This window comes from Bosea sp. Tri-49 (assembly GCF_003952665.1).
Classification (GTDB): domain Bacteria; phylum Pseudomonadota; class Alphaproteobacteria; order Rhizobiales; family Beijerinckiaceae; genus Allobosea.
This window is the reverse complement of the sequence record NZ_CP017946.1, coordinates 5,156,842-5,176,337: the sequence shown is the minus strand read 5'-3', so window position 1 is coordinate 5,176,337 and position 19,496 is coordinate 5,156,842. Positions and strand designations below refer to the sequence as shown.

At 65.3% G+C, this 19,496-nt stretch carries 18 protein-coding genes; 8 read left to right on the top strand and 10 right to left on the bottom strand.

The window, feature by feature from the left end; all coding sequences use genetic code 11:
• Positions 1–291 precede the first annotated feature (291 nt).
• A complete protein-coding gene (locus BLM15_RS24960; protein ID WP_442859472.1) occupies positions 292–1,017 on the bottom strand; it encodes a bestrophin-like domain in 726 nt (241 codons plus the stop codon).
• Positions 1,018–1,642: 625 nt separating this feature from the next.
• Between BLM15_RS24960 and BLM15_RS24955 the strand changes: the two genes are divergently transcribed.
• Positions 1,643–3,319, top strand: coding sequence for a sulfatase-like hydrolase/transferase (locus BLM15_RS24955; RefSeq protein ID WP_126115280.1), 1,677 nt, complete (start codon positions 1,643–1,645; stop codon positions 3,317–3,319).
• Positions 3,320–3,371: 52 nt separating this feature from the next.
• Here BLM15_RS24955 and BLM15_RS24950 read toward each other — a convergent pair whose 3' ends face one another.
• Entirely contained in the window at positions 3,372–4,994 is a 1,623-nt protein-coding gene (locus BLM15_RS24950) for a long-chain-fatty-acid--CoA ligase (protein ID WP_126115279.1), read from the bottom strand.
• Positions 4,995–5,111: 117 nt separating this feature from the next.
• On the opposite strand from BLM15_RS24950, the gene BLM15_RS24945 reads away from it, so the two are divergent.
• From BLM15_RS24945 to BLM15_RS24935, 3 genes are all read left to right on the top strand, one after another.
• Positions 5,112–5,594, top strand: coding sequence for a MarR family winged helix-turn-helix transcriptional regulator (locus tag BLM15_RS24945; protein WP_126115278.1), 483 nt, complete (start codon positions 5,112–5,114; stop codon positions 5,592–5,594).
• Positions 5,594–6,442, top strand: a complete 849-nt coding sequence (locus BLM15_RS24940; protein WP_126115277.1) for a patatin-like phospholipase family protein — start codon at positions 5,594–5,596, stop codon at positions 6,440–6,442. Before BLM15_RS24945 ends, BLM15_RS24940 begins: the two co-directional genes overlap by 1 nt.
• Before the next feature lie 247 nt (positions 6,443–6,689).
• Positions 6,690–8,144 carry an amidase family protein gene (locus BLM15_RS24935; RefSeq protein ID WP_126115276.1) on the top strand — a complete coding sequence of 485 codons (1,455 nt, stop codon included), beginning with the start codon at positions 6,690–6,692 and terminating at the stop codon, positions 8,142–8,144.
• 12 nt (positions 8,145–8,156) lie between these two features.
• Here BLM15_RS24935 and BLM15_RS24930 read toward each other — a convergent pair whose 3' ends face one another.
• From BLM15_RS24930 to BLM15_RS24915, 4 genes are all read right to left on the bottom strand, one after another.
• On the bottom strand, positions 8,157–9,338 hold the full coding sequence (locus BLM15_RS24930) for a GAF domain-containing sensor histidine kinase (RefSeq protein ID WP_335904808.1): 1,182 nt from the start codon (positions 9,336–9,338) through the stop codon (positions 8,157–8,159).
• A gap of 119 nt (positions 9,339–9,457) precedes the next feature.
• Entirely contained in the window at positions 9,458–10,486 is a 1,029-nt protein-coding gene (locus BLM15_RS24925; protein WP_164547631.1) for a DmpA family aminopeptidase, read from the bottom strand.
• A gap of 18 nt (positions 10,487–10,504) precedes the next feature.
• Entirely contained in the window at positions 10,505–10,903 is a 399-nt protein-coding gene (locus tag BLM15_RS24920) for a VOC family protein (RefSeq protein ID WP_126115275.1), read from the bottom strand.
• A gap of 17 nt (positions 10,904–10,920) precedes the next feature.
• Positions 10,921–11,451 (bottom strand): YkgJ family cysteine cluster protein, encoded by a 531-nt coding sequence (locus BLM15_RS24915; RefSeq protein ID WP_126115274.1) that lies wholly within the window; start codon positions 11,449–11,451, stop codon positions 10,921–10,923.
• A gap of 358 nt (positions 11,452–11,809) precedes the next feature.
• Between BLM15_RS24915 and BLM15_RS24910 the strand changes: the two genes are divergently transcribed.
• The 3 genes from BLM15_RS24910 to BLM15_RS24900 all read left to right on the top strand — a co-directional run bounded on the left by BLM15_RS24910 (position 11,810) and on the right by BLM15_RS24900 (position 14,547).
• On the top strand, positions 11,810–13,192 hold the full coding sequence (locus BLM15_RS24910) for an aminotransferase (RefSeq protein ID WP_126115273.1): 1,383 nt from the start codon (positions 11,810–11,812) through the stop codon (positions 13,190–13,192).
• Between the two features lie 233 nt (positions 13,193–13,425).
• The gene (locus BLM15_RS24905; protein WP_126115272.1) at positions 13,426–13,623 is read left to right on the top strand and encodes a hypothetical protein; all 198 of its coding nucleotides are present in this window, start codon (positions 13,426–13,428) and stop codon (positions 13,621–13,623) included.
• A 27-nt stretch (positions 13,624–13,650) separates the two neighbouring features.
• The gene (locus BLM15_RS24900) at positions 13,651–14,547 is read left to right on the top strand and encodes a metallophosphoesterase (RefSeq protein ID WP_126115271.1); all 897 of its coding nucleotides are present in this window, start codon (positions 13,651–13,653) and stop codon (positions 14,545–14,547) included.
• A 25-nt stretch (positions 14,548–14,572) separates the two neighbouring features.
• Here BLM15_RS24900 and BLM15_RS24895 read toward each other — a convergent pair whose 3' ends face one another.
• Positions 14,573–15,169 carry a L,D-transpeptidase gene (locus BLM15_RS24895; RefSeq protein ID WP_126115270.1) on the bottom strand — a complete coding sequence of 199 codons (597 nt, stop codon included), beginning with the start codon at positions 15,167–15,169 and terminating at the stop codon, positions 14,573–14,575.
• 282 nt (positions 15,170–15,451) lie between these two features.
• On the opposite strand from BLM15_RS24895, the gene BLM15_RS24890 reads away from it, so the two are divergent.
• Positions 15,452–16,381 (top strand): histone deacetylase family protein, encoded by a 930-nt coding sequence (locus tag BLM15_RS24890; protein WP_126115269.1) that lies wholly within the window; start codon positions 15,452–15,454, stop codon positions 16,379–16,381.
• Positions 16,382–16,483: 102 nt separating this feature from the next.
• On the opposite strand, the gene ribB is transcribed toward BLM15_RS24890, so the two are convergent.
• From ribB to BLM15_RS24875, 3 genes are all read right to left on the bottom strand, one after another.
• Positions 16,484–17,770 carry a 3,4-dihydroxy-2-butanone-4-phosphate synthase gene (ribB, locus tag BLM15_RS24885; RefSeq protein WP_126115268.1) on the bottom strand — a complete coding sequence of 429 codons (1,287 nt, stop codon included), beginning with the start codon at positions 17,768–17,770 and terminating at the stop codon, positions 16,484–16,486.
• 68 nt (positions 17,771–17,838) lie between these two features.
• Entirely contained in the window at positions 17,839–18,957 is a 1,119-nt protein-coding gene (aroC, locus tag BLM15_RS24880) for a chorismate synthase (RefSeq protein WP_126115267.1), read from the bottom strand.
• 74 nt (positions 18,958–19,031) lie between these two features.
• Positions 19,032–19,427 carry a hypothetical protein gene (locus BLM15_RS24875; protein ID WP_126115266.1) on the bottom strand — a complete coding sequence of 132 codons (396 nt, stop codon included), beginning with the start codon at positions 19,425–19,427 and terminating at the stop codon, positions 19,032–19,034.
• Between the last annotated feature and the right edge of the window lie 69 nt (positions 19,428–19,496).

Genomic DNA, 19,496 nt, shown 5'->3' with positions numbered 1-19,496 from the left:
GCTTCCGACCCGTAGCTGACTTCCCGCCTCCGCCCCTCACCCGGCAGCTGATTCTCCCAGAACATTTCTCTGAGCGCCGTCTTCTAGATCTTACCCGTCGCCATGTGCGGGGCTCGCCTCGACCAGCACGACATCGTCCGGCAGCCACGATTTCGCGACCTTGCCGGACATGGAGGCTAGCATCTCCTCGCGGCCGCCACCGGCCCCGTGCACCCCTCGGGCTTGCGCTCGCCTTCAAATCCTCGCGGCGAAAGCCGGCGAGGTCGCGGTCATCCCGAAGAGATCGCAGCTCTATCGCAGCATGTCGGCGAGCGCCTCGTGCATCGCGGCGCTGGAGATGTGGAATACCCCCTGATAGGGCAGGCTAAGGTCGACGATCATGAACATGACGGTCGAGACGGAGAGCACGCCGATCCCCAGGACGGCGGCGCTGAGCGCGCGACGCGGGATCTGCAGGCCGAAGCTCAGGAAGACCAGGCTGAGCCAGAAACTCACAATGCCGACGAAATAGCCGCCGGATGGTGCATTCGCATCCTCGATGACGCTCCATCTTGCGGATATGACATCGGCGTAGGCTGCACGGCAGCGGGTCGCAGAATGTTCAAGGCCCGTGGTTGGCAGGGCGTCCACGTCCGCTCCGATATCGCTCATCAACTGCGCCAGGTTCCGATCCTCGCCGCGGACGGCCATGCCGCGCGTATCGGGCATGCCGGCGACCACAGGCGCCGCTTCGCGAGGCCATGTGCTTGCGATCACTGCAGCCGTGTATTGTTGGAGTTTCAGCCTGGTCGGGTCGGCTGCCGTTTTGAAAATGCGCAGGCATTGATCGAGATTGGCAAGGCGCGCGGCATAAGTGGAACGGTTGCCGCTCGAGACGTCGAAACGCGTCCGGGTCGTCGACAATTGCAGGCTGAGGATGAGCGCGGCGAAGGTGACCATCAGGCCGGTCACGAGCCTGATCGAATCCATGTTCTCGCTGGTCAGATGATGCTCGTGCAGACGTTTCCGCAAAGCCATGCCGGCGAGCGCACTGGCGCTGAACAGCGCGAGAAACGCGAAGACCAGGAGAAACTCCATACGATTTCCTCGTCTCGACGTCTGATCGGTAGGCCCGGATCAGTGTGAACCTCAGCTTTCCCTGACTCTCCCATCCTGGCAATCGATACCCCCTGGCGTAGGGGCCTGATCGTCCGTGTTGCTCTCGGTCATGCCAGACCTGAAAGCCCTGCGAGGCATCATCAGAGAACCGCGCGCGGGTTCGAGAGCTGCGAGCATCAGCCGCTTCGGCATCTCGACATCGACATTCGATACAGCGGCGAAGGCTGCCGCATCCGGCCCCCTCGCGCACCCCTTGGGATTGGGCTCGCCTTCAGCCCCTCGCGGCGCGGGCCGGGTTAACGACGCGCATCCGACCTAAGTCATCGAAACAGGGGCCACCTTGTCATCCCGTCGAGTTTCTGTGGGCGGCGAATACTGCCTTTTCTCGTCAGCGAATATTTGCTTAACTCTACGTCGTAGCTCGATCTTCAGCATGGTCCTGGCTGGGTATTCGCAACATTGCCAGCACACTGAAAGGAAAGATTAGCTATATCGTACTGAAAGGCCGATCGAGCTTCTTAACTCACACCCGTGGAGTTGAATCATGAACAGCGAAATCAGCCCTACCTCTGTCGTCGATGACCATGATGAAAGGGCCCTTCATCTCCCCAGCCGCCGCAGCTTGCTACTTGCAGGAACGACGCTAGCCGCCGGAACAGCTTTGGGAAAAGACGCTGTCTTCGGCCCAGCTCACGCCCAGCAGCCTGCTGCAGCCGCTGGCCAGCGGCCGAATATCCTGGTTATCTTCGGCGACGACGTCGGCTGGCAAAATCTCAGCGCATATGGCCTCGGCGTCATGGGTTATCGCACGCCGAATCTCGATCGCATCGCCAAGGAGGGGGCGATGTTCGTCGATCACTACGCGCAGCCGAGCTGCACCGCCGGTCGAGCGGCGTTCATCACCGGTTCCTATCCGATCCGCTGCGGCATGACGACGGTTGGGCTGCCTGGCGACAAGCTTGGATTGAAAGCAGGGACACCTACCCTCGCCGACACGATGAAGGCGCAGGGTTACGCCACAGGCCAGTTCGGCAAGAACCATCTTGGCGACAATAATGAACATCTGCCGACCGTTCACGGGTTCGACGAGTTCTTTGGCAACCTCTATCACCTCAATACCCAAGAGGAATCCGAGCAGCGGGACTACAAGGCTTGGGCCGAAAAGTACGGCCCCGATTTTGAGAAGAAGTTCGGAACGCGCGGCGTTCTCGACTGCGTCGCAACCGACACTGATGATCCGACGGTCGATCCTCGCTTCGGCAAGGTCGGCAAACAGCGCATCCGGGACACGGGCCCGCTAACGGCCAAGCGCATGGAGAATTTCGACGCTGCGGAGGTCATACCGCGCGCCTTCGACTTCATGAAGAAGAACCGCGACGCCAACAAGCCATTCTTCGTCTGGCTGAACACCAGCCGCATGCACCTCTATACGCGCCTATCTGAAGCAGACCGCTATCTCGCCGAGAAGTTCACCTCAGAGGCGGATATCCATGGCAGTGGCATGCTCCAGCATGATCGCGATATGGGCACCGTGCTTAAGTGGCTCGACGACAATGGCCTGACCCAGAACACGGTCGTCGTCTACACCACCGACAATGGTCCCGAGCACTCGTCATGGCCCCATGGCGCCACCACACCCTTCCGCAGCGAAAAGATGACGACTTATGAAGGCGGCGTTCGAGTGCCCTGCATGATCCGCTGGCCAGGTCAGATCCCGGCGGGGCAAGTTCTGAACGGGATTCAGACTCACGAAGACTTGCATGCGAGCCTCGCCGCCGCGGCGGGTGTTGCTGATCTTGCCGACCGCCTCAAGGGCCAGTCGAAATGGTATCTCGATGGTCTGAACAATCTCGACTACTGGAGAGCAAAGACACCGGAATCCAAGCGGGAGTTCTACATTTTCTATAACGAATCCAACGTCGCGGCCGTTCGCTTCGGCCCGTGGAAGTGGCACTTCATCACGAGCGAGAACTATTACGGCACACCGAAAAAGCTCGGGAAGCCTCTCGTCTTCAATATCCGGATGGACCCTTTCGAGAGCTACGATTCAGTCGATGCCTATGGCCACCTGCTGCAGAAGGTGTCGTGGCAATTCGCGCCGATTAGCGAGAAGCTGAAGGAACATCTGCAGACCTTGATCGACTTTCCTCCGGCCCAAGGCGGCGGAAGCTTCGATGTGTCGAAGATTATCGATGAAGCGATCAAGAAGGGCCAGCAATAGGCTGGAAGCGGCCGTCCGCCCCCGGGACGGCCGCTTTCTGCCTTTACCAACCTCACCCCGGCAACCGATACTCCCGGAACATCTCCCTGAGCGCCGTCTTCTGGATCTTGCCGGTCGCAGTATGCGGGATCGCCTCGACCAGCACGACATCGTCGGGCAGCCACCATTTTGCGACCTTGCCGGTCATGAAGGCGAGCATCTCCTCGCGGCCGGGCGTCTTGCCGGGCTTGGGCACGATGACGAGGAGCGGCCGCTCGTCCCATTTCGGATGGGCGACGCCGATTACCGCAGCCTCCGCCACATCGGGATGTCCGATGGCGAGGTTTTCCAGCTCGATCGAGGAGATCCATTCGCCGCCGGACTTGATCACGTCCTTGGAGCGGTCGGTGACCTGCATGTAGCCATGCGGATCGATGGTCGCGACATCGCCGGTGTCGAAGAAGCCGCGCTCGTCCAAAATCGGCTGATCGTGCCTGTAATAGGCGCCGGCGACCGCCGGCCCGCGCACCTTCAGCCGGCCGAAGGTCGTGCCGTCCCAGGGCAGATCGGTGCCGTCATCATCGGTCAGACGGAACTCGACGCCGAACTGCGGGTGGCCTTGCTTGACCTTGAGGTCGTAGAGCGCGTCCCCAGTGAGGTCGGCATAGATCGGCTTGATCGAGCAGAACGAGCCGATCGGGCTCATCTCGGTCATGCCCCAGGCATGGTCGACGGTGACGCCGTATTTTGTCTCGAAGGCCTCGGTCATCGCCCGCGGGCAGGCCGAGCCGCCGATCACCACGCGCTTCAGCGTGTCGAGCTTGCCGCCTGATGCCTCAAGATGCTGAAGCAGACCGAGCCAGACCGTCGGTACCGCCGCGGTCAGCGTCACGCTTTCGCCGTTGAGCAGGTCAAGGAGCGAGGCGCCGTCGAGCTTGGCGCCGGGCATGACCAGCTTCGCCCCGGTCATCGGCGCCGAAAAGGCCAGCGACCAACTGTTGGCATGGAAGAGCGGCACCACCGGCATGACGACGGTCTGCGCCGACAGGCCCATATAGTCGGGCTGGGCGCAGGCCATGGCGTGCAGCACATTGGAGCGATGCGAGTAGAGCACGCCCTTGGGCCCGCCGGTCGTGCCCGAGGTGTAGCAGAGCCCGGCCGCAGTGTTCTCGTCGAGCGTGGCCCAGGCGAAATCGGCATCGGCCTCGGCGAGCCAGTCCTCGTAAGCAATCACGTTCCTCAGCGAGGTCTCAGGCATATGCGCCGCGTCGGTCAGGACCACATAGCGCTCGACGCTCGGCAGCTTGTCCTGCAACCCTTCGACCAGGGGCACGAAGGTGAGGTCGAGGAAGAGCAAACGATCCTCGGCATGGTTGATCAGCTGGGCGATCTGCTCGGGGAAGAGCCGCGGATTGACCGTGTGGGTGATCGCGCCGATGCCGCTGATCCCGTACCAGAGCGCCAAATGCCGGTCGGTGTTCCAGGCCAAGGTCGCGACGCGATCACCGAGGCGGATACCCTCGCGCGTCAGCCGTTTTCCGATCGTCAGCGCGCTCTGCCGGATCTCGGCATAGGTGGTACGGCGGATCGGCCCTTCGACGCTGCGGGAGACGACTTCACGGGTGCCATGCTGGATCGCCGCGTGGTCGATGATCCGGTGGATCAGCAGCGGCCAATTCTGCATCAGCCCGAGCATGCGTTTCTCCCTGTCGTCTTGCGTTGCTTTTTGGCAGCATAGCCAGCGGACGGCTCGCGGCGAAAGCCCTCGCCTCCGACTAGGAGATGAGTTAGTTTACAAGTAAACGATCTAGGGATGAACGCCTTGTCCGTGCCGCGCCCAGCCCCCGCCCCGGAACCCATCGAACCGGATCGCGTCTGGTTCCGCTTCATGCGCCTGCACCAGCGCATGCTCGGCCAGATGACCGCGCGCATCCGCGAGCTCGGCCTGTCGATCCCGCAATTCGACCTGCTCTCGACCTTGACCGAGCGCGAGGGCATCAGCCAGAGCGAACTCGCCGAGCGGCTCTACGTCACCAAGGGCAATGTCTCCGGCCTCGTCGACAGGCTGGTCCAGGCCGGCCTGGTCGAGCGCCGCGCCATCGTCGGCGACCGGCGCTCCTACGCCATGCATCTGACGCCCGAAGGCCGCCGTCTCGCCGAGGCCGGCATGGCGACGCAGCGCGACTATGTCGCCCAGACGCTCGGCAAGCTGCCAATGGAGGATCTCGCCGAACTCGACCGGCTGGTCCTGTCCTGGCGCGAGCGCGCCCGCGCCCTCGATACGGACCAAAGCTGATGTTCGCAGGCCTGGCTTATGCCGGCGGCGGCAATCGCTGCTATTGGCAGGGCGGCTTCTACGAGACGGTGGCACCGCGCATCGGCCTTGCGCCGCGCCGAATCGTCGGCGCCAGCGCCGGCGCCGGGGCGATGCTCTACAATGCGCTGGGGTTGGGGCCGACCGTGCGCGAGATGCTGCGCGAGGCCTGCACCGGCCGCACCTCCGAGGTCGACTGGGCCGCCTTCCGCCGCGGTGGGCGCCTCTTCCCGGTCGCCGAAATGTATCGCGAGATGCTCACGGCGCTGTTCACGCCGGAGCGGCTGGCGGCGCTGAAGACCCGGGCCGATTTCCTGATCGCGATCTCGCGGCCGCCACGCTTCTGGCCGCTGCCGGTCATCGCTGCGCTCGGCATCGGCGCATATCAGCTCGAGAAGCGGCTGCGTCGCCCGGTGCATCCGACCGCCGGGCGCAAGCTCGGCTTCCGACCCGATTTGATCCGCATCGTCGATTGCGCCGATCCCGAGCAACTCGTCGATGCGCTGATGGCGAGCGCCGCCGTGCCGCCCTTCATGCCGGCAGGGAATATCGGCGCCCGCGCCGCGCTCGATGGCGGTCTCGTCGACAGCGCCCCCGCATGGGCGCTCGCCGATATGGAAGCCGCCGGCGAGCAGACCCTCGTGGTGCTGACACGCCCCTTCGCCGAGGTGCCTGATGTCAAGAACCGCACCTATGTCCGCCCCTCGCAGGTGATCCCGGTCAGCCAGTTCACCATCCGCAATTGGGACGGTATCCGCTTCGCCTACGAGCTCGGGGTGAAGGATGGCGAGGAGTTCCTGAGAGCGATTGAGCGGCGGAAGGCGGGCTGAGGTTAGTCACCACAGGCAAACAAGGGCGGGGGGAACCCTTCTCCCGGATGGGAGAAGGTGGCGCGGAGCGCCGGATGAGGGCCTGCCCTACCAATAGAAGGCATAGCGGCAGCCGCAGCACCCCAACAATCAGCGGCGGTCCCTCACCCCTACCCCTCTCCCGTCCGGGAGAGGGAGTCCCGCGCTTCATTGTCCCGGCCAACGACCTTGGGCTACGACTTGATCCTCACTCCCGCCGGATCTCCCGATGGCCTCGATCGATCTCACCGCCTCAGCCACCAGCCTGCGCACCGATCTTCTGGCACGCCGCTTCAGCGCCGTGGAGCTGCTCGAGGCGACCTTCGCCCGCATCGATGCGCTGAACCCATCCCTCAACGCCATCGTCGCGCAGGACCGCGAGACGGCGCGGGCGTTTGCCATGGAGTCGGACCGGCGTATCTCCGCCGGTGAGGCGCGCCCGCTCGAAGGCTTGCCAATCACGATCAAGGACGCCTTCGATGTCGCCGGCCTGCCCTCCTCCGGCGGCCTGCCGGCTTATAAGGAGCGCATTCCGCAGGAAGATGCTGCCGCCGTCGCCCGCCTGCGCGCCGCCGGGGCGGTCATTCTCGGCAAGACCATGGTTCCGGTCTTCTCCGGCGATTTCCAGAGCTACAACCCCGCCCATGGCGTGACCAACAACCCGTGGAATCCCGGCTACTCGCCTGGCGGCTCCTCAGGTGGTGCAGCCGTTGCAGTCGCGACCGGCATGAGCGCCTTCGAACTCGGCTCCGATCTCGGTTCCTCGGTCCGCTGGCCGGCGCAGGCCTGCGGCGTCTTCGGGCTCAAGACCAGCTGGGGTCTGGTCTCGACCTGGGGGTTGATCCCGCCGCCGCCGGAACGGCGCACCTTACGCAATGCCGATCTCGTCGTTGCCGGCCCGATCGCCCGGGCGACGGAAGACCTCGAGCTGATCCTGCCAGTACTGACCGGCCCGCGCGATCCGAATGTCGCAGGCGCTCCCCTGTCCGCCCCGCGCAAGACGGAGGCGAAAGGCCTGCGCGTCGCGATCTGGGCGCAGGAACCGTTCGCGCCGGTGACGAAGGAGGTCTCGGACACGGTGCGCGAGGCCGGCCGGCGCCTCGCCGAAGCCGGCGCGGTCGTCGACGAGACAGTCCGCCCCGGCTTCCGTTTCATCGAGGCCTATGAGGTCTATGCGCTGCTGAATCACGCCGTCGTCGCCTACGGCCTGCCGCCCAAGGTGCGCGCCCGCATCCAGGCGCAGGCTGCGAAATTCGCGCCGGGCGATCTCTCGCATCAGGCGCTGCAGGCCCGCGGCGCCCGGATGACGCCCGGCCTCTACCAGCAGATCCACCAGCGCCGCCTCGCGTTGAAGCGGCAATGGGCCCGCTTTTTCCAGAGTTACGACGTGCTGCTCTGCCCGCCGGCGCCGGTCGCGGCGCAAAAGCACAACCATCTGCCTGATTTCCACGCCCGCCGGCTCGACATCGACGGGGTGGAGCGCCCCTATCTCGACTTCCTGTGCTGGGCGAGCCTCGCCACCGGCGCCGACCTGCCGGCGCTCGCCGCCCCGATCGGACTGTCACAGGCGGGGCTGCCGATCGGCGTGCAGATCATCGCCCCCTTCGGCGAGGACCGGACGGCGATCGCGGTCGGAGCTATGCTGGAGAGAACCGGCGCTGGCTATCGCCCACCGGGGGCATGACTGCTCACCGGCTCAGAGCGGCATCCGGAACGTGAACCGGGTCTCGTCTGCATCGGAAGAAACCTCGAGCGTCCCACCATGGGCCCTCGCGATTTCAGAGGAGATGTAGAGCCCGAGGCCGAGTCCCTGCTGGCTTGGCTTGGCCGAGGCGCGGACGAATGGCTTGAAGAGTTCTTTCCTGACTGCGAGCGGGATCGGCTCGCCGGCATTGGCGACCGACAGCTCGAAAGCGTCGCGGGTCTTGTGGGCTCGCACGATGACAGGGCGATCGTCGGCGCCATGCGTGAGGCCATTGGCGACCAGGTTCGACAGCATTTGCGCGATCCGCGCGCTGTCGCAATCGATCGGCCCCGATAGATCGAACTCGCTCAGCACCTCACGATCCGGATGCGAGGAGCGCAGTTCGCCGACCACCTGTTCGAGCATCGCTTTCAGCTCGGGCTCGTCACTGCGATCGAGCAGGATGCCGCCGCCAAGCCGCCCCCGTGCGAAGTCGAGGACATCGCCGATCAGGCCAGACATCCGCATGAGGCTGCTTCGCATCATCCCGGTCAGCGACCGGATCTTCGCGATGTCCTCGGTGCGGTCGAGCATGTTCAACCCGGCGGCGACCGAGGCCACGGGGTTGCGCAGGTCATGACCCAGCACCGCGATGAACTGCTCGCGGATTTCGCTGTTCTGGACCTCGCCGGCGAGGCTGGCCTGGCTCGCCGCCAGTTGCTGGTGCGCATCGAGATGGAAGGCGATCAACTCGGCGAAGAGTTTGAACATGCCCAGCGTCGCCGGATTGTTGAGCGAGCGGGGCTTGGGATCGATCGCACACAAGGTGCCGAAGAACCGGCCATCCGGGAGGATGATCGGCATCGAGATATAGCTCTGCAGGCCGTACATTTGCGGCGTATGGTGCGCGCAATAGATCGGGTCTTCCGCGACATTGTCGATCACGACGACGTCGCGATGCTGGCGGATCTCGTGACAGATGGTGGTTTCGACCTTGAGCTCGCCGCCAGGCTGCAGCCCGAACGCGATCTCGTCGCGGACGCCGCAAGCGACCCAGCGATCCTCGGTGACGCGCGCAACGGCGGCAAAGCCCATCCCGGTCGTCCGGCAGACGACGTCGAGGATGGTCGGCACCGCGGCGATCGCTGCGATGGCCGCGACGTCTTCGGAAAAATCCTGCGGCATCGAACTCATTGAAACAGCAATCGGCCCACGGGCGACCCTACGTCTATGTCGAAAGACAAGGCCTCAGTCCAACTTGCCTGCTTTTGCGACACGACATGCTGATCGGCGGCCTCGCCAGCGTGGACGGGTCAAAGGCAATCCGCCAGCGACGGCCGGCGATTGCCGCCCCGCCCGATCGTCTCCGGCGCGGCAAGCATGGCGTTCAGCACCGCCTCCTGCGTCGCCTCGGCCGCGGCGCGGAACGGCAGGTCGATCCGGTTCTCGTTGAGCACGGCGAGCGGAACGATATCGGCCTCGTCGTGATGCACGATCCGGCCCGCGGTCGAGAAGGCGATGGCGATGTCGCCGCTGCCATTGCCCCAGAAGGCGCCGAGCTGCGCCAGCCCCGCGCCGCAGCGCCGGGCGATGCGCGTGAGCTGCCTGCTCTCCAATGGCAGATCGGTCGCCAGGATAATGATGACCGAGCCGCGCTCCGGCGGCTGGACCGAATTCGCGACCGGCGGCACCGGGCGGCGCCCGTCCGGCAGGACGAGATCGCCGGCATTGCCGAAATTCGCCTGCACCAGCAGGCCGAGCGTGAAGCTGCGGCCGTCGAGCGCGATCAGACGCGAAGCCGTGCCGACGCCGCCCTTGAAGCCGAAGGCGCTCATACCCATGCCGGCGCCGACCGCGCCCTCCTCGACTGGTCCACTGCTCGCCGCATCCAGCGCCGCTTCCGCATCGGCGACCGTCAGGCGCCGGGCGCGGATATCGGAGAGGAAGCCGTCATTGCATTCGAGCACCAGCGAATTGACAGTCCCGGTGCTGCAGCCGATTTCCGGGTTGCCCGCGAGCGCGCGACCGACCAGTGCCTCGATGCCAACAGCGACCGAGAAGGTGTTGCCGAGCAGGAGCGGCGTCTCGATCTGGCCGAGCTCGGCGAGTTGCATCAGCCCGGCGCTCTTGCCGAAGCCGTTGATCACCTCGACGCCGGCCCGCAGCTTCTCGCGGAAGAGATCGCCCTGATGCGGCAGCACCGCGGTGAACCCGGTCAGGACATCACCCTCGCGCACGGTGCGATGCCCGACGGTGACACCGGCCACATCGGTGATCGCGTTGAGCGGGCCGGGCGGCAGCGAACCGCACACCAGGCCGTAATCGCGCGCCCGCTTGCTCAAGGCAGTCTCCTGTTCCGGTCAGATCGCTGCGTTGAACACGGCTTCGATGTGATGGCCATCGAGGTCGATGACGAAGGCCGCATAATAGTGCGGGCCGTAATGCGCCCGCAGGCCCGGTGCACCATTATCGCGCCCGCCATGCTGGAGCGCGGCGCGATGGAACTGGTCGACGGCCTGCCGGTCGGGAGCCGCAAAAGCGACATGGAACCCCGGCCCCGGCGGCCGCTGCCCGGCCGGCCGATGCTTCAGTGCCAGCGCGTCGCCGCCGCTGGGAACACCGTAGCCGACCGCTTGATTGACCTCGCCGGGCCGAAGATCGCTCCAGACGCGGACATAGCCGAGCGGCGCGAGCACCGCGTCGTAGAAGGCTGTGGCGCCTTCGATATCAGCGACGCCCAACGACAGGTGATGCAGCATCGACCGATCCGGCTCGCTCACGCTGCGGCCTTGACCTTCGCCACGGTCATGCGCGCCCGCCCGCCCGCCAATTCCTCGCGCAGCACCAGACGCTCGTCGGCGGCGACCACGCCGAGCGGCACGTCGCGGTCCGGCAAGACCGCGGTCGCCGACTTGTTGAGGAAGACGACGACCGGGCGGTTGCCGGCCGCAGCCCAACGGCGCAATTGCGTCAGATAGGGCTCCTTGCGCCAGGCCTGCGGCGCGCCGGGATCGAGCTGCACGAACAGCCAGCTCGTCGCCGGGTCCATGGTCAGCACGAAGCGGGCTTTGTCGGGCTTCCACTCTGGACCGAGGAAAGCCTGCGTCATCCACAGGCAGAAGAAATCGCGGCACTGCTGCGGCCGGGTCGGGTAAATATTGCAGCAACGCCCCGGCTGACAATGCTGGCACCAGCTCCCGGCGACGCTGCCGACATCGGGATTGTCGTAGACCTTGCAGCACAGCGTGCAGCTGCCGCAGTCGCGGCCGGGCGCCGGCTGGTTCGCCATCATGGCGGGGTTGATCATGCAGGGCCTCTCTCGGAATCGCGCGGAACCATGCGCATCGCCGCGACGGCTGGCAAGCCATGATTGGAATCGTTCCAAGCGCAATATCCCGCATCAGCCCCCATCCTGAGGAACCGCACAGCGGCACCTCGAAGGAGGCACCGGGAGGCTCCGGAACCAGCTGGAGCATCCTTCGAGACGCGATCCTTGCGGATCGCTCATCAGGATGAGGGCTGAGGTTTGACGTCGCCTCAAGATTCCGACGAGCGCGGCCCGTCCCGCGCCAGACTCTGCCCTGATCTGCAGGAAAATCGCTCAGCGCTTGCGCGGGTCGCGGTCTATGCTCGCATAAACGACGCATAAAAAGCAGGAGCCGGGAATGCTGACCAACCTCGCCGTCCGTGACATCGAGACGCTCGTCCATCCCTACACCAACTTGGCTGTTCATCGCGAAGTCGGCCCGTTGGTGCTGGAGCGAGGCAAGGGTGTGTTCGTCTACGACACGACCGGCAAGGACTATATCGAGGGCATGGCCGGGCTCTGGTGCACCTCGCTCGGCTATTCCAACCAGGAGCTGGCCGAGGTCGCCTATGAGCAGCTGAAGAAGCTGCCTTTCACCCATCTCTTCTCCGGCCGCAGCCACGACCCGGCGATCGAGTTGGCCGAAAAGCTGAAGGAGATCGCCCCGGTGCCGATCTCCAAGGTGTTCTACGGCGCCTCCGGCTCGGACGCCAACGACACCCAGGTCAAGCTGGTCTGGTACATGAACAATGCGCTCGGCCGCCCGAAGAAGAAGAAGATCATCTCGCGGCTGAAGGCCTATCATGGCGTCACCGTCGCCTCGGCCTCGCTGACCGGCCTGCCGGCCAACCACACCGATTTCGACCTGCCGCTCCCCGGCATTTTGCACACCTCCTGCCCGCACCATTATCGCTTCGCTGAAGCCGGCGAGAGCGAGCTCGACTTCTCGGCCAGGCTCGCCGCCGAGCTCGACGAGATGATCCAGCGCGAGGGGCCGGACACGGTCGCCGCCTTCATCGCCGAGCCGGTGATGGGCGCCGGCGGCGCTGTGACCCCGCCGGAGGGCTATTTCGAGGCGATCAACGCCGTCCTCGCCAAGTACGACGTCCTGTTCATCGCCGACGAGGTCATCACCGGCTTCGGCCGTACCGGCGAGATGTTCGGCACTACGACCTACAAGATGAAGGCCGACACGCTCTCCTGCGCCAAGGCGCTGACCTCGGCCTATTTCCCGCTCAGCGCCGTGCTGATCAACGAGCCGGTCTATGAGGTGCTCGTCGACCAGAGCAAGAAGATCGGCACCTTCGGCCACGGCAATACCTATGCCGGCCATCCGGTCGGCTGCGCGGTCGCGGTCAAGACGCTGGAGATCTACCAGCGCGACCGGATCATCGAGCATGTCCGCAAAGTCGAGCCGAAGTTCCTGCAGCGCCTGACCAAACTTGCCGAGCACCCGCTGATCGGCGAAGCCCGCGGCGTCGGCCTGATCGGCGGCATCGAGTTCGTCAAGGACAAGGCGAGCAAGGCCCAGTTCGAGGCCAAGAAGGGCGTCGCGCTGAAGTCGACCAGCTTCGCCCAGGACGAAGGCCTGATCCTGCGCGCCCTTGGCGGTGACCGCGTCGCCTTCTGCCCGCCGCTGGTGATCACCGAAGCCGAGATCGACGAGCTCTTCGACCGCTACGAGCGGGCACTGAACCGGACGCTCGACTGGGTCAAGGCGGAAGGCCTGCTTGCGGCCTGACGCAAAACAATTGAGCGCGGGATCCCACCTCCCACACGGGAGAAGGGTTCCCCGCGCCTCGATTTCCAGCCGCCTCCCGCGAAACTGTGCCAAAGCTGACCAAAGCCTCGGTGTGACGATGAAAACGTCACGAGAATTTCATGATGCCGCCGCCGGCCCGACCTGATCGGCAGCGACATTGCAGGTGCTGGCGGCCAGGAACCGCCGGCCCGATGAACTGGAAACCGAGGATCATGTCGACGCATAAGCCGCGCCACCAGGTGCACCGTTCCGCCAGCTTCCATGATGCCAGCGCACGTGAGGCCTATGCATCGCGCTTCCGCCCGATCGCGATTCCTGCCATCCTGGCGGGAACCCGCTGGGCCCCGGCCGCGTTGACCTCGCAGCACAGGGACGTTCCGGCGCTCCTGCGCAATGGTTTCGAAGATTGATACGACGACCTTCTACTGAGACCCTCCATGCTTGACCGGCGCAGAGTTCTTCAAACTCTCGCCGGTCTTTTTCTGTCCAGTGTCGGGCTCGGCAGCTACGCCTATGCATGGGAGCCGACCCATCAGGGCGTCACCCGCTATAAGCTCAGGCCGGCCGGCTGGCCGGAAGGCAAGCGACTGCGGCTCGCCGTTATCTCGGATCTGCATGTCGGTGGCCCCCATATGCCGGTCTCGCGCGTCCGCCAGATCGTCGAGCAGACCAACGCCCTGAAGCCCGATCTCACTTTGCTGCTCGGCGATTTCGTCGCCAGCCGGGCTCGCCGCTCCGATGACCCTGCGCCTGCCGAATGGGCTGCCGAGCTCGCCCGCCTCGAAGCACCCGCCGGTCGTTTCGCCATCCTCGGCAACCATGACTGGTGGCAGGACGAACGTGCCCAGCGCGAGCTGAATGGGCCGACGCAGTCCACGGTGGCGCTCGAGCAGTTTGGCATTCCCGTACTGGAAAACCGCGCAGTTAGGCTCGAGACCAGCGCCGGACCGCTCTGGATCGCTGGGCTCGGCGACCAGGAAGCCTTCGTCCTGCGGCGCAGGCCACGCGGGCGCCCCTATGGCGTGGACGATCTTCCCGCCACGCTCGCCATGGTCACCGACGACGCCCCGTTGATCCTGATGGCACATGAGCCCGACATCTTTGCTGAAGCGCCGGCCCGCATCGGGCTGACCCTCTCGGGCCATACCCATGGCGGTCAGGTCAGGCTATTCGGCTGGTCGCCGATCGTGCCGTCGCGCTACGGCAATCGCTACGCCTATGGTCATGTCGAGGAAAATGGCCGCGACCTGATCGTCTCGGCCGGGCTCGGCACCAGCAAGCTGCCGATCCGGCTGGGCGCGCCGCCGGAAATCCTTCTGATCGAACTGGGTTGAAGTGCGACGCCGCGGCGTCACCCGATCAACGAACGATGACCTTTCCGCCGACCGCGGCGCGGTTGTAGAGGTCGATCGCGTCGATGTTGCGCATCCGGATGCAGCCGGACGAGGCCGAGCGGCCGATCGTCTCCGGCTCGTTGGTGCCGTGGATGCGATAGAGCGTGTCCTTGCCGTTCTGGTAGAGATAGAGAGCGCGGGCGCCGAGCGGGTTCTCCGGCCCGCCTTCCATGCCGCCGGCGCGCGGGGCCAGATGCGGCCAGCGCGCGATCATCTCGGCGGGCGGCGTCCAGCGCGGCCACTCGGCCTTGCGCTGCATCACCGCCGTGCCGGTCCAGCCAAAAGCCTCGTCGCCGGTCGCGACGCCGTAGCGGATCGCCTTCTTGTTCGGCAGGACGAAGTAGAGGAACTTCTCGGTGGTATCGACGATGATCGTGCCAGGCTCTTCACCGGTCGGATCAGTGATCTCGTAGGGCAGATGCGTGATCTGCGTCTCGAAATTCGGAACGAGCGCCATGTATTCGGCATCGCGTGCCGACAGCGACGGCGCATGGACCGTCTTGTACTGGCAGGCGCCGAGGAGCACCGACAGGCCGAGCACCGCAACGAAAGTCTGCTTCATGGTTTCCACCGCCGACGCCGAAACGACGCTCGTTATGATGAATGCATCGTTAAAAAACGGTGACCCGACAAGGCACGGCCCGGATCGAACGCAACCCGGTCTTACGGCTCAAATGATTCTGAGGCAATGAAGTTCCAGCCTTGCTCTGGCGTCTTGCTGCATTGCAGTGACAATATGGTCACGCTTGGAGCCTAGAGACCGTTTTACCGGTCAGGTTGGTACAACCTGATCGGATTCGTGTCTGGACCATTCGGCTCGCCTACCGACTTCGGAGACTTTGGTGTGACCACACTTCTGATCAGCCACCCCTCCAGTCTCCGCCATGCCACGCCGCCGGGTCATCCCGAGCGTGCCGACCGGATTCGCGCCGTCGAGCAGGCGCTGGAAGAAGAGCGTTTCACAGCTCTGCAACGGGTCGAGGCTCCGGAGGGCACGCTCGCCCAGGTCGCGCTCTGCCACCCGGCCGCCTATGCGCAGGCAATCGTCGACGCCTCACCGCAACAGGGCCTCGTCCAGGTCGACGCCGACACCATCATGTCGCCGGGCACGCTCACAGCGGTCCTGCACGGGGTCGGTGCTGCCGTCCATGCCGTCGATGAGGTCATGACCCGGCGCGCGACCAACGCCTTCAGCGCGATGCGCCCGCCCGGCCACCATGCCGAGAGCGACAAGGCGATGGGTTTCTGCTTCTTCAACAATGCCGCCATCGCCGCCCGCCACGCGCAGCGTGTGCATGGCGCCGAGCGAGTCGTCATCGTCGACTGGGACGTCCATCACGGCAACGGCACACAGGAGATCTTCTGGGGCGACGCCAGCGTGCTCTACGCCTCGACCCATGAGATGCCGCTCTATCCCGGCACCGGCGCCCCGTCCGAGCGCGGCGAGCACGGCACCATCGTCAACGCCCCCTTGCGGGCTGGCGACGGCACGGATGCCTTCCGCGACGCCTTCGGGAGCGCAATCCTCCCGCGCCTTGCCGATTTCCGGCCCGACCTCGTCATCATCTCGGCCGGCTTCGACGCGCATTGGCGCGACCCGCTCGCCAACCTCAACCTGAAGGAAGCCGACTTCACCTGGGCGACGCAGAAGCTGATGGAGATCGCCGACCGTCATGCCGGCGGCCGCGTCGTCTCGATCCTGGAAGGCGGCTACGATCTCGAGGGCCTGTCGAAATCGGCCGCTGCCCATGTCACCGCGCTGATGCGCGGCTAGCCCTTGTCGTCATTGCGAGGAGCGCAGCGACGAAGCAATCCAGGAGCGGCAGAGCGAGCCCTCCTGGATTGCTTCGCTTACGCTCGCAATGACGGCTGACGCTCACTCCAGCGGTGAGGTCTCGGCGATCTCGATGCCGAAGCCGGAGAGGCCGACGAAGGCGCGGGTCGAGGAGGCCAGGTTGACGATCGAGGCGACGCCGAGATCGCGCAGGATCTGGGCGCCGAGGCCGACTTCGCGCCATTGCTGCGAGCGCAGGGCGTCCGAGCCTTCCTCGTCCTCGACGCTCTTGATCGGCACGCCGGCCGAGCCGTCGCGCAGATAAACCAGCACGCCCTTGCCCTCCTGCTGGAAGCGGCGCAGCACGCACTGGATCGAAGAGGCTCCGCCAAGCACGTCGGCGACGACATTGGCGCGATGCAAGCGGGCCGGCACCTTCTCGCCATCGCCGAGCTTGCCCATCACGAAGGCGAAATGCTGGGTGTCGTCGAACGGCGTCACATAGACATGGCCGGTCATCTCGCCGAACTCGGTCTTGACCGGGAAGGAGTGCACCCGCTCGACCAGCTTCTCGCGCGCCTGGCGATAGGCGATCAGGTCGGCGACCGTGATCTGCTTGAGATTGTGCTTCTGGGCAAAGGCGGTGATCTGCGCGCCCTTCATCACCGTGCCGTCGTCGTTGGCGAGCTCGCAGATGACGCCGACCGGCGGCAGATTGGCGAGCTTGCACAGGTCGACGGCGGCCTCGGTATGGCCCGAGCGCATCAGCACGCCGCCATCCTTGGCGATCAGCGGGAAGACATGGCCGGGTCGGACGAAATCGGCGGCGCCCATATTGCCGTTGGCGAGCGCCCGCACCGTGTTGGTGCGCTGCTCGGCCGAGATGCCGGTGGTCAGCCCGTGCTTGACGTCGACGGTGATGGTGAAGGCGGTGCCGAGCGGGGCGTCGTTCGACGAGACCATCGGGTCGAGCCGTAGGCGGCGGGCTTCACCGGAGGTCAGCGGCGCGCAGACGATGCCGCAGGTATTACGGATGATGAACGCCATCTTCTCCGGCGTGCAGAGCGAGGCGGCGACGATGAGATCGCCCTCGTTCTCGCGGTCGTCGTCATCGGTGACGATGACGATCTCGCCGCGCGCGAAGGCTTCGACGGTCTCGGCGACATTGCTGGCGATCATGGCGGCCTCGCGTGGGCCCTGCAGGCCCAGAAAGTCGTTGGGGGTGACTGCGCCGCCGGTGGCGGCGGCGATGCGCTCGGCGCTCTCGCGCGAGATCCAGGCAGTGGGATCGTTGCAGAGCGCGGTGACGCTCGCCGGCGACAGGTCGACTTGCCGCGCAAAGGCGCTGCGGCCGGTCTTGGTTTGCTGGAGCCAGGCGTCGAGCTTCATGAGGCGAAGCTAATACGCCTTCGCTTCATCCGCAATGAAGGAGTTAAAAATTTTCAGTGATACTGAAATCACTGCCCGAACGGCCAGCGCGGCTCGACCACGCCGACCTGGGCGCGATGGCGCAGATACTGGTCGGCCAGCACGCAGGCGACCATGGCCTCGCCTACCGGCACGGCGCGGATGCCGACGCAGGGGTCGTGGCGGCCCTTGGTGAACATCTCGGCCTCGCCGCCGGTGCGGGTCACGGTAGCGCGCGGCGAGAGGATCGACGAGGTCGGCTTGACCGCAAAGCGCGCGACGATCGGCTGGCCGGTCGAGATGCCGCCCAGGACGCCGCCGGCATGGTTCGACAGGAACAGCGGCTTGCCGTCATTGCCGGCGCGCATCTCGTCGGCATTCTCCTCGCCGGAAAGCTCGGCCGCGGCGAAGCCGTCGCCGATCTCGACACCCTTGACCGCATTGATGCTCATCAGTGCGGCGGCGATCTCGGCGTCGAGCTTGGCGTAGATCGGCGCGCCAAGGCCCGCCGGCACGCCCTCCGCGACGATCTCCAGCACCGCCCCAATCGAGGAGCCTGACTTGCGGATGCCGTCGAGATAATCGGCGAAGCGCTCGGCGGCCTTCGCATCCGGGCAGAAGAACGGGTTGCGGCCGATCTCCTCCCAGTCCCAGTTGCCGCGGTCGACCTTGTGCGGGCCCATCTGGACGAGGGCGCCGCGCACGATCATGCCAGGGACGACCTTGCGGGCGATCGCGCCGGCCGCGACGCGCATCGCCGTCTCGCGCGCCGAGGAGCGGCCGCCGCCGCGATAGTCGCGGATGCCGTATTTCACGTCATAGGTGAAATCGGCATGGCCCGGCCGGTACTTGTCCTTGATCTCGGAATAATCCTTCGAGCGCTGGTCGACATTGTCGATCATCAGCCCGATCGAGGTGCCGGTCGTGACCTGCTCGCCGCTCTTCTCGTCGATGAAAACACCGGAGACGATGCGAACCGCGTCCGGCTCCTGGCGCTGCGTCGTATAGCGCGACTGGCCGGGCCGGCGCTTGTCGAGGTCGTGCTGGATCTCGGCCTCGCTCAGCGGGATCAACGGCGGGCAGCCATCGACGACGCAGCCGATCGCAGGCCCATGGCTCTCGCCGAAGGTGGTGACGCGGAAGAGATGGCCGAAGGTGTTGTGAGACATGAGCAGCCTGACGCGAATGACGCGTCAGGCTCTTAGCCGCATTTCGGCGCAGGCGGAACCCGCGGCCGGCACGCTCACTTCACGTCGACGATGAAGTCCCGGCTGGTCGTGGCGCGGCCGCCGCCATCATCTGTGATGTAATCGTATTTGATGGTGAAGCGATCCTGCCCGCGGAAACCCGCATTGGGCGCGTAGGTGGAGATCATCCGGTCGAGCATCGCGCCATCACAGGGATGCCCCTTCTGCTTGATCGGATATTTGCCGAGAACGGTTGTCACGCGACCATTCGCCGGCTGGCTTGAGACGGACGGCTCGGGCGGCACCCAGCTGGTGCAGGCGCGGTCCGCATACATGCCCTGCGCTGCCACGATCACCGGCGTATTCACCTTCGTCGCGAAGGTCGATGTGGAATTGCAGCCGCCCAGCAGGGCAGCCGCCGCCGCGAGCGCGGCAAGAAGCTTGGTCGTCATGGTATCCCCCAGCCCAAGATGGGCCGGGACAGCTAATGCACCCAGGGGTTGCAGAACAAGTGCATACTT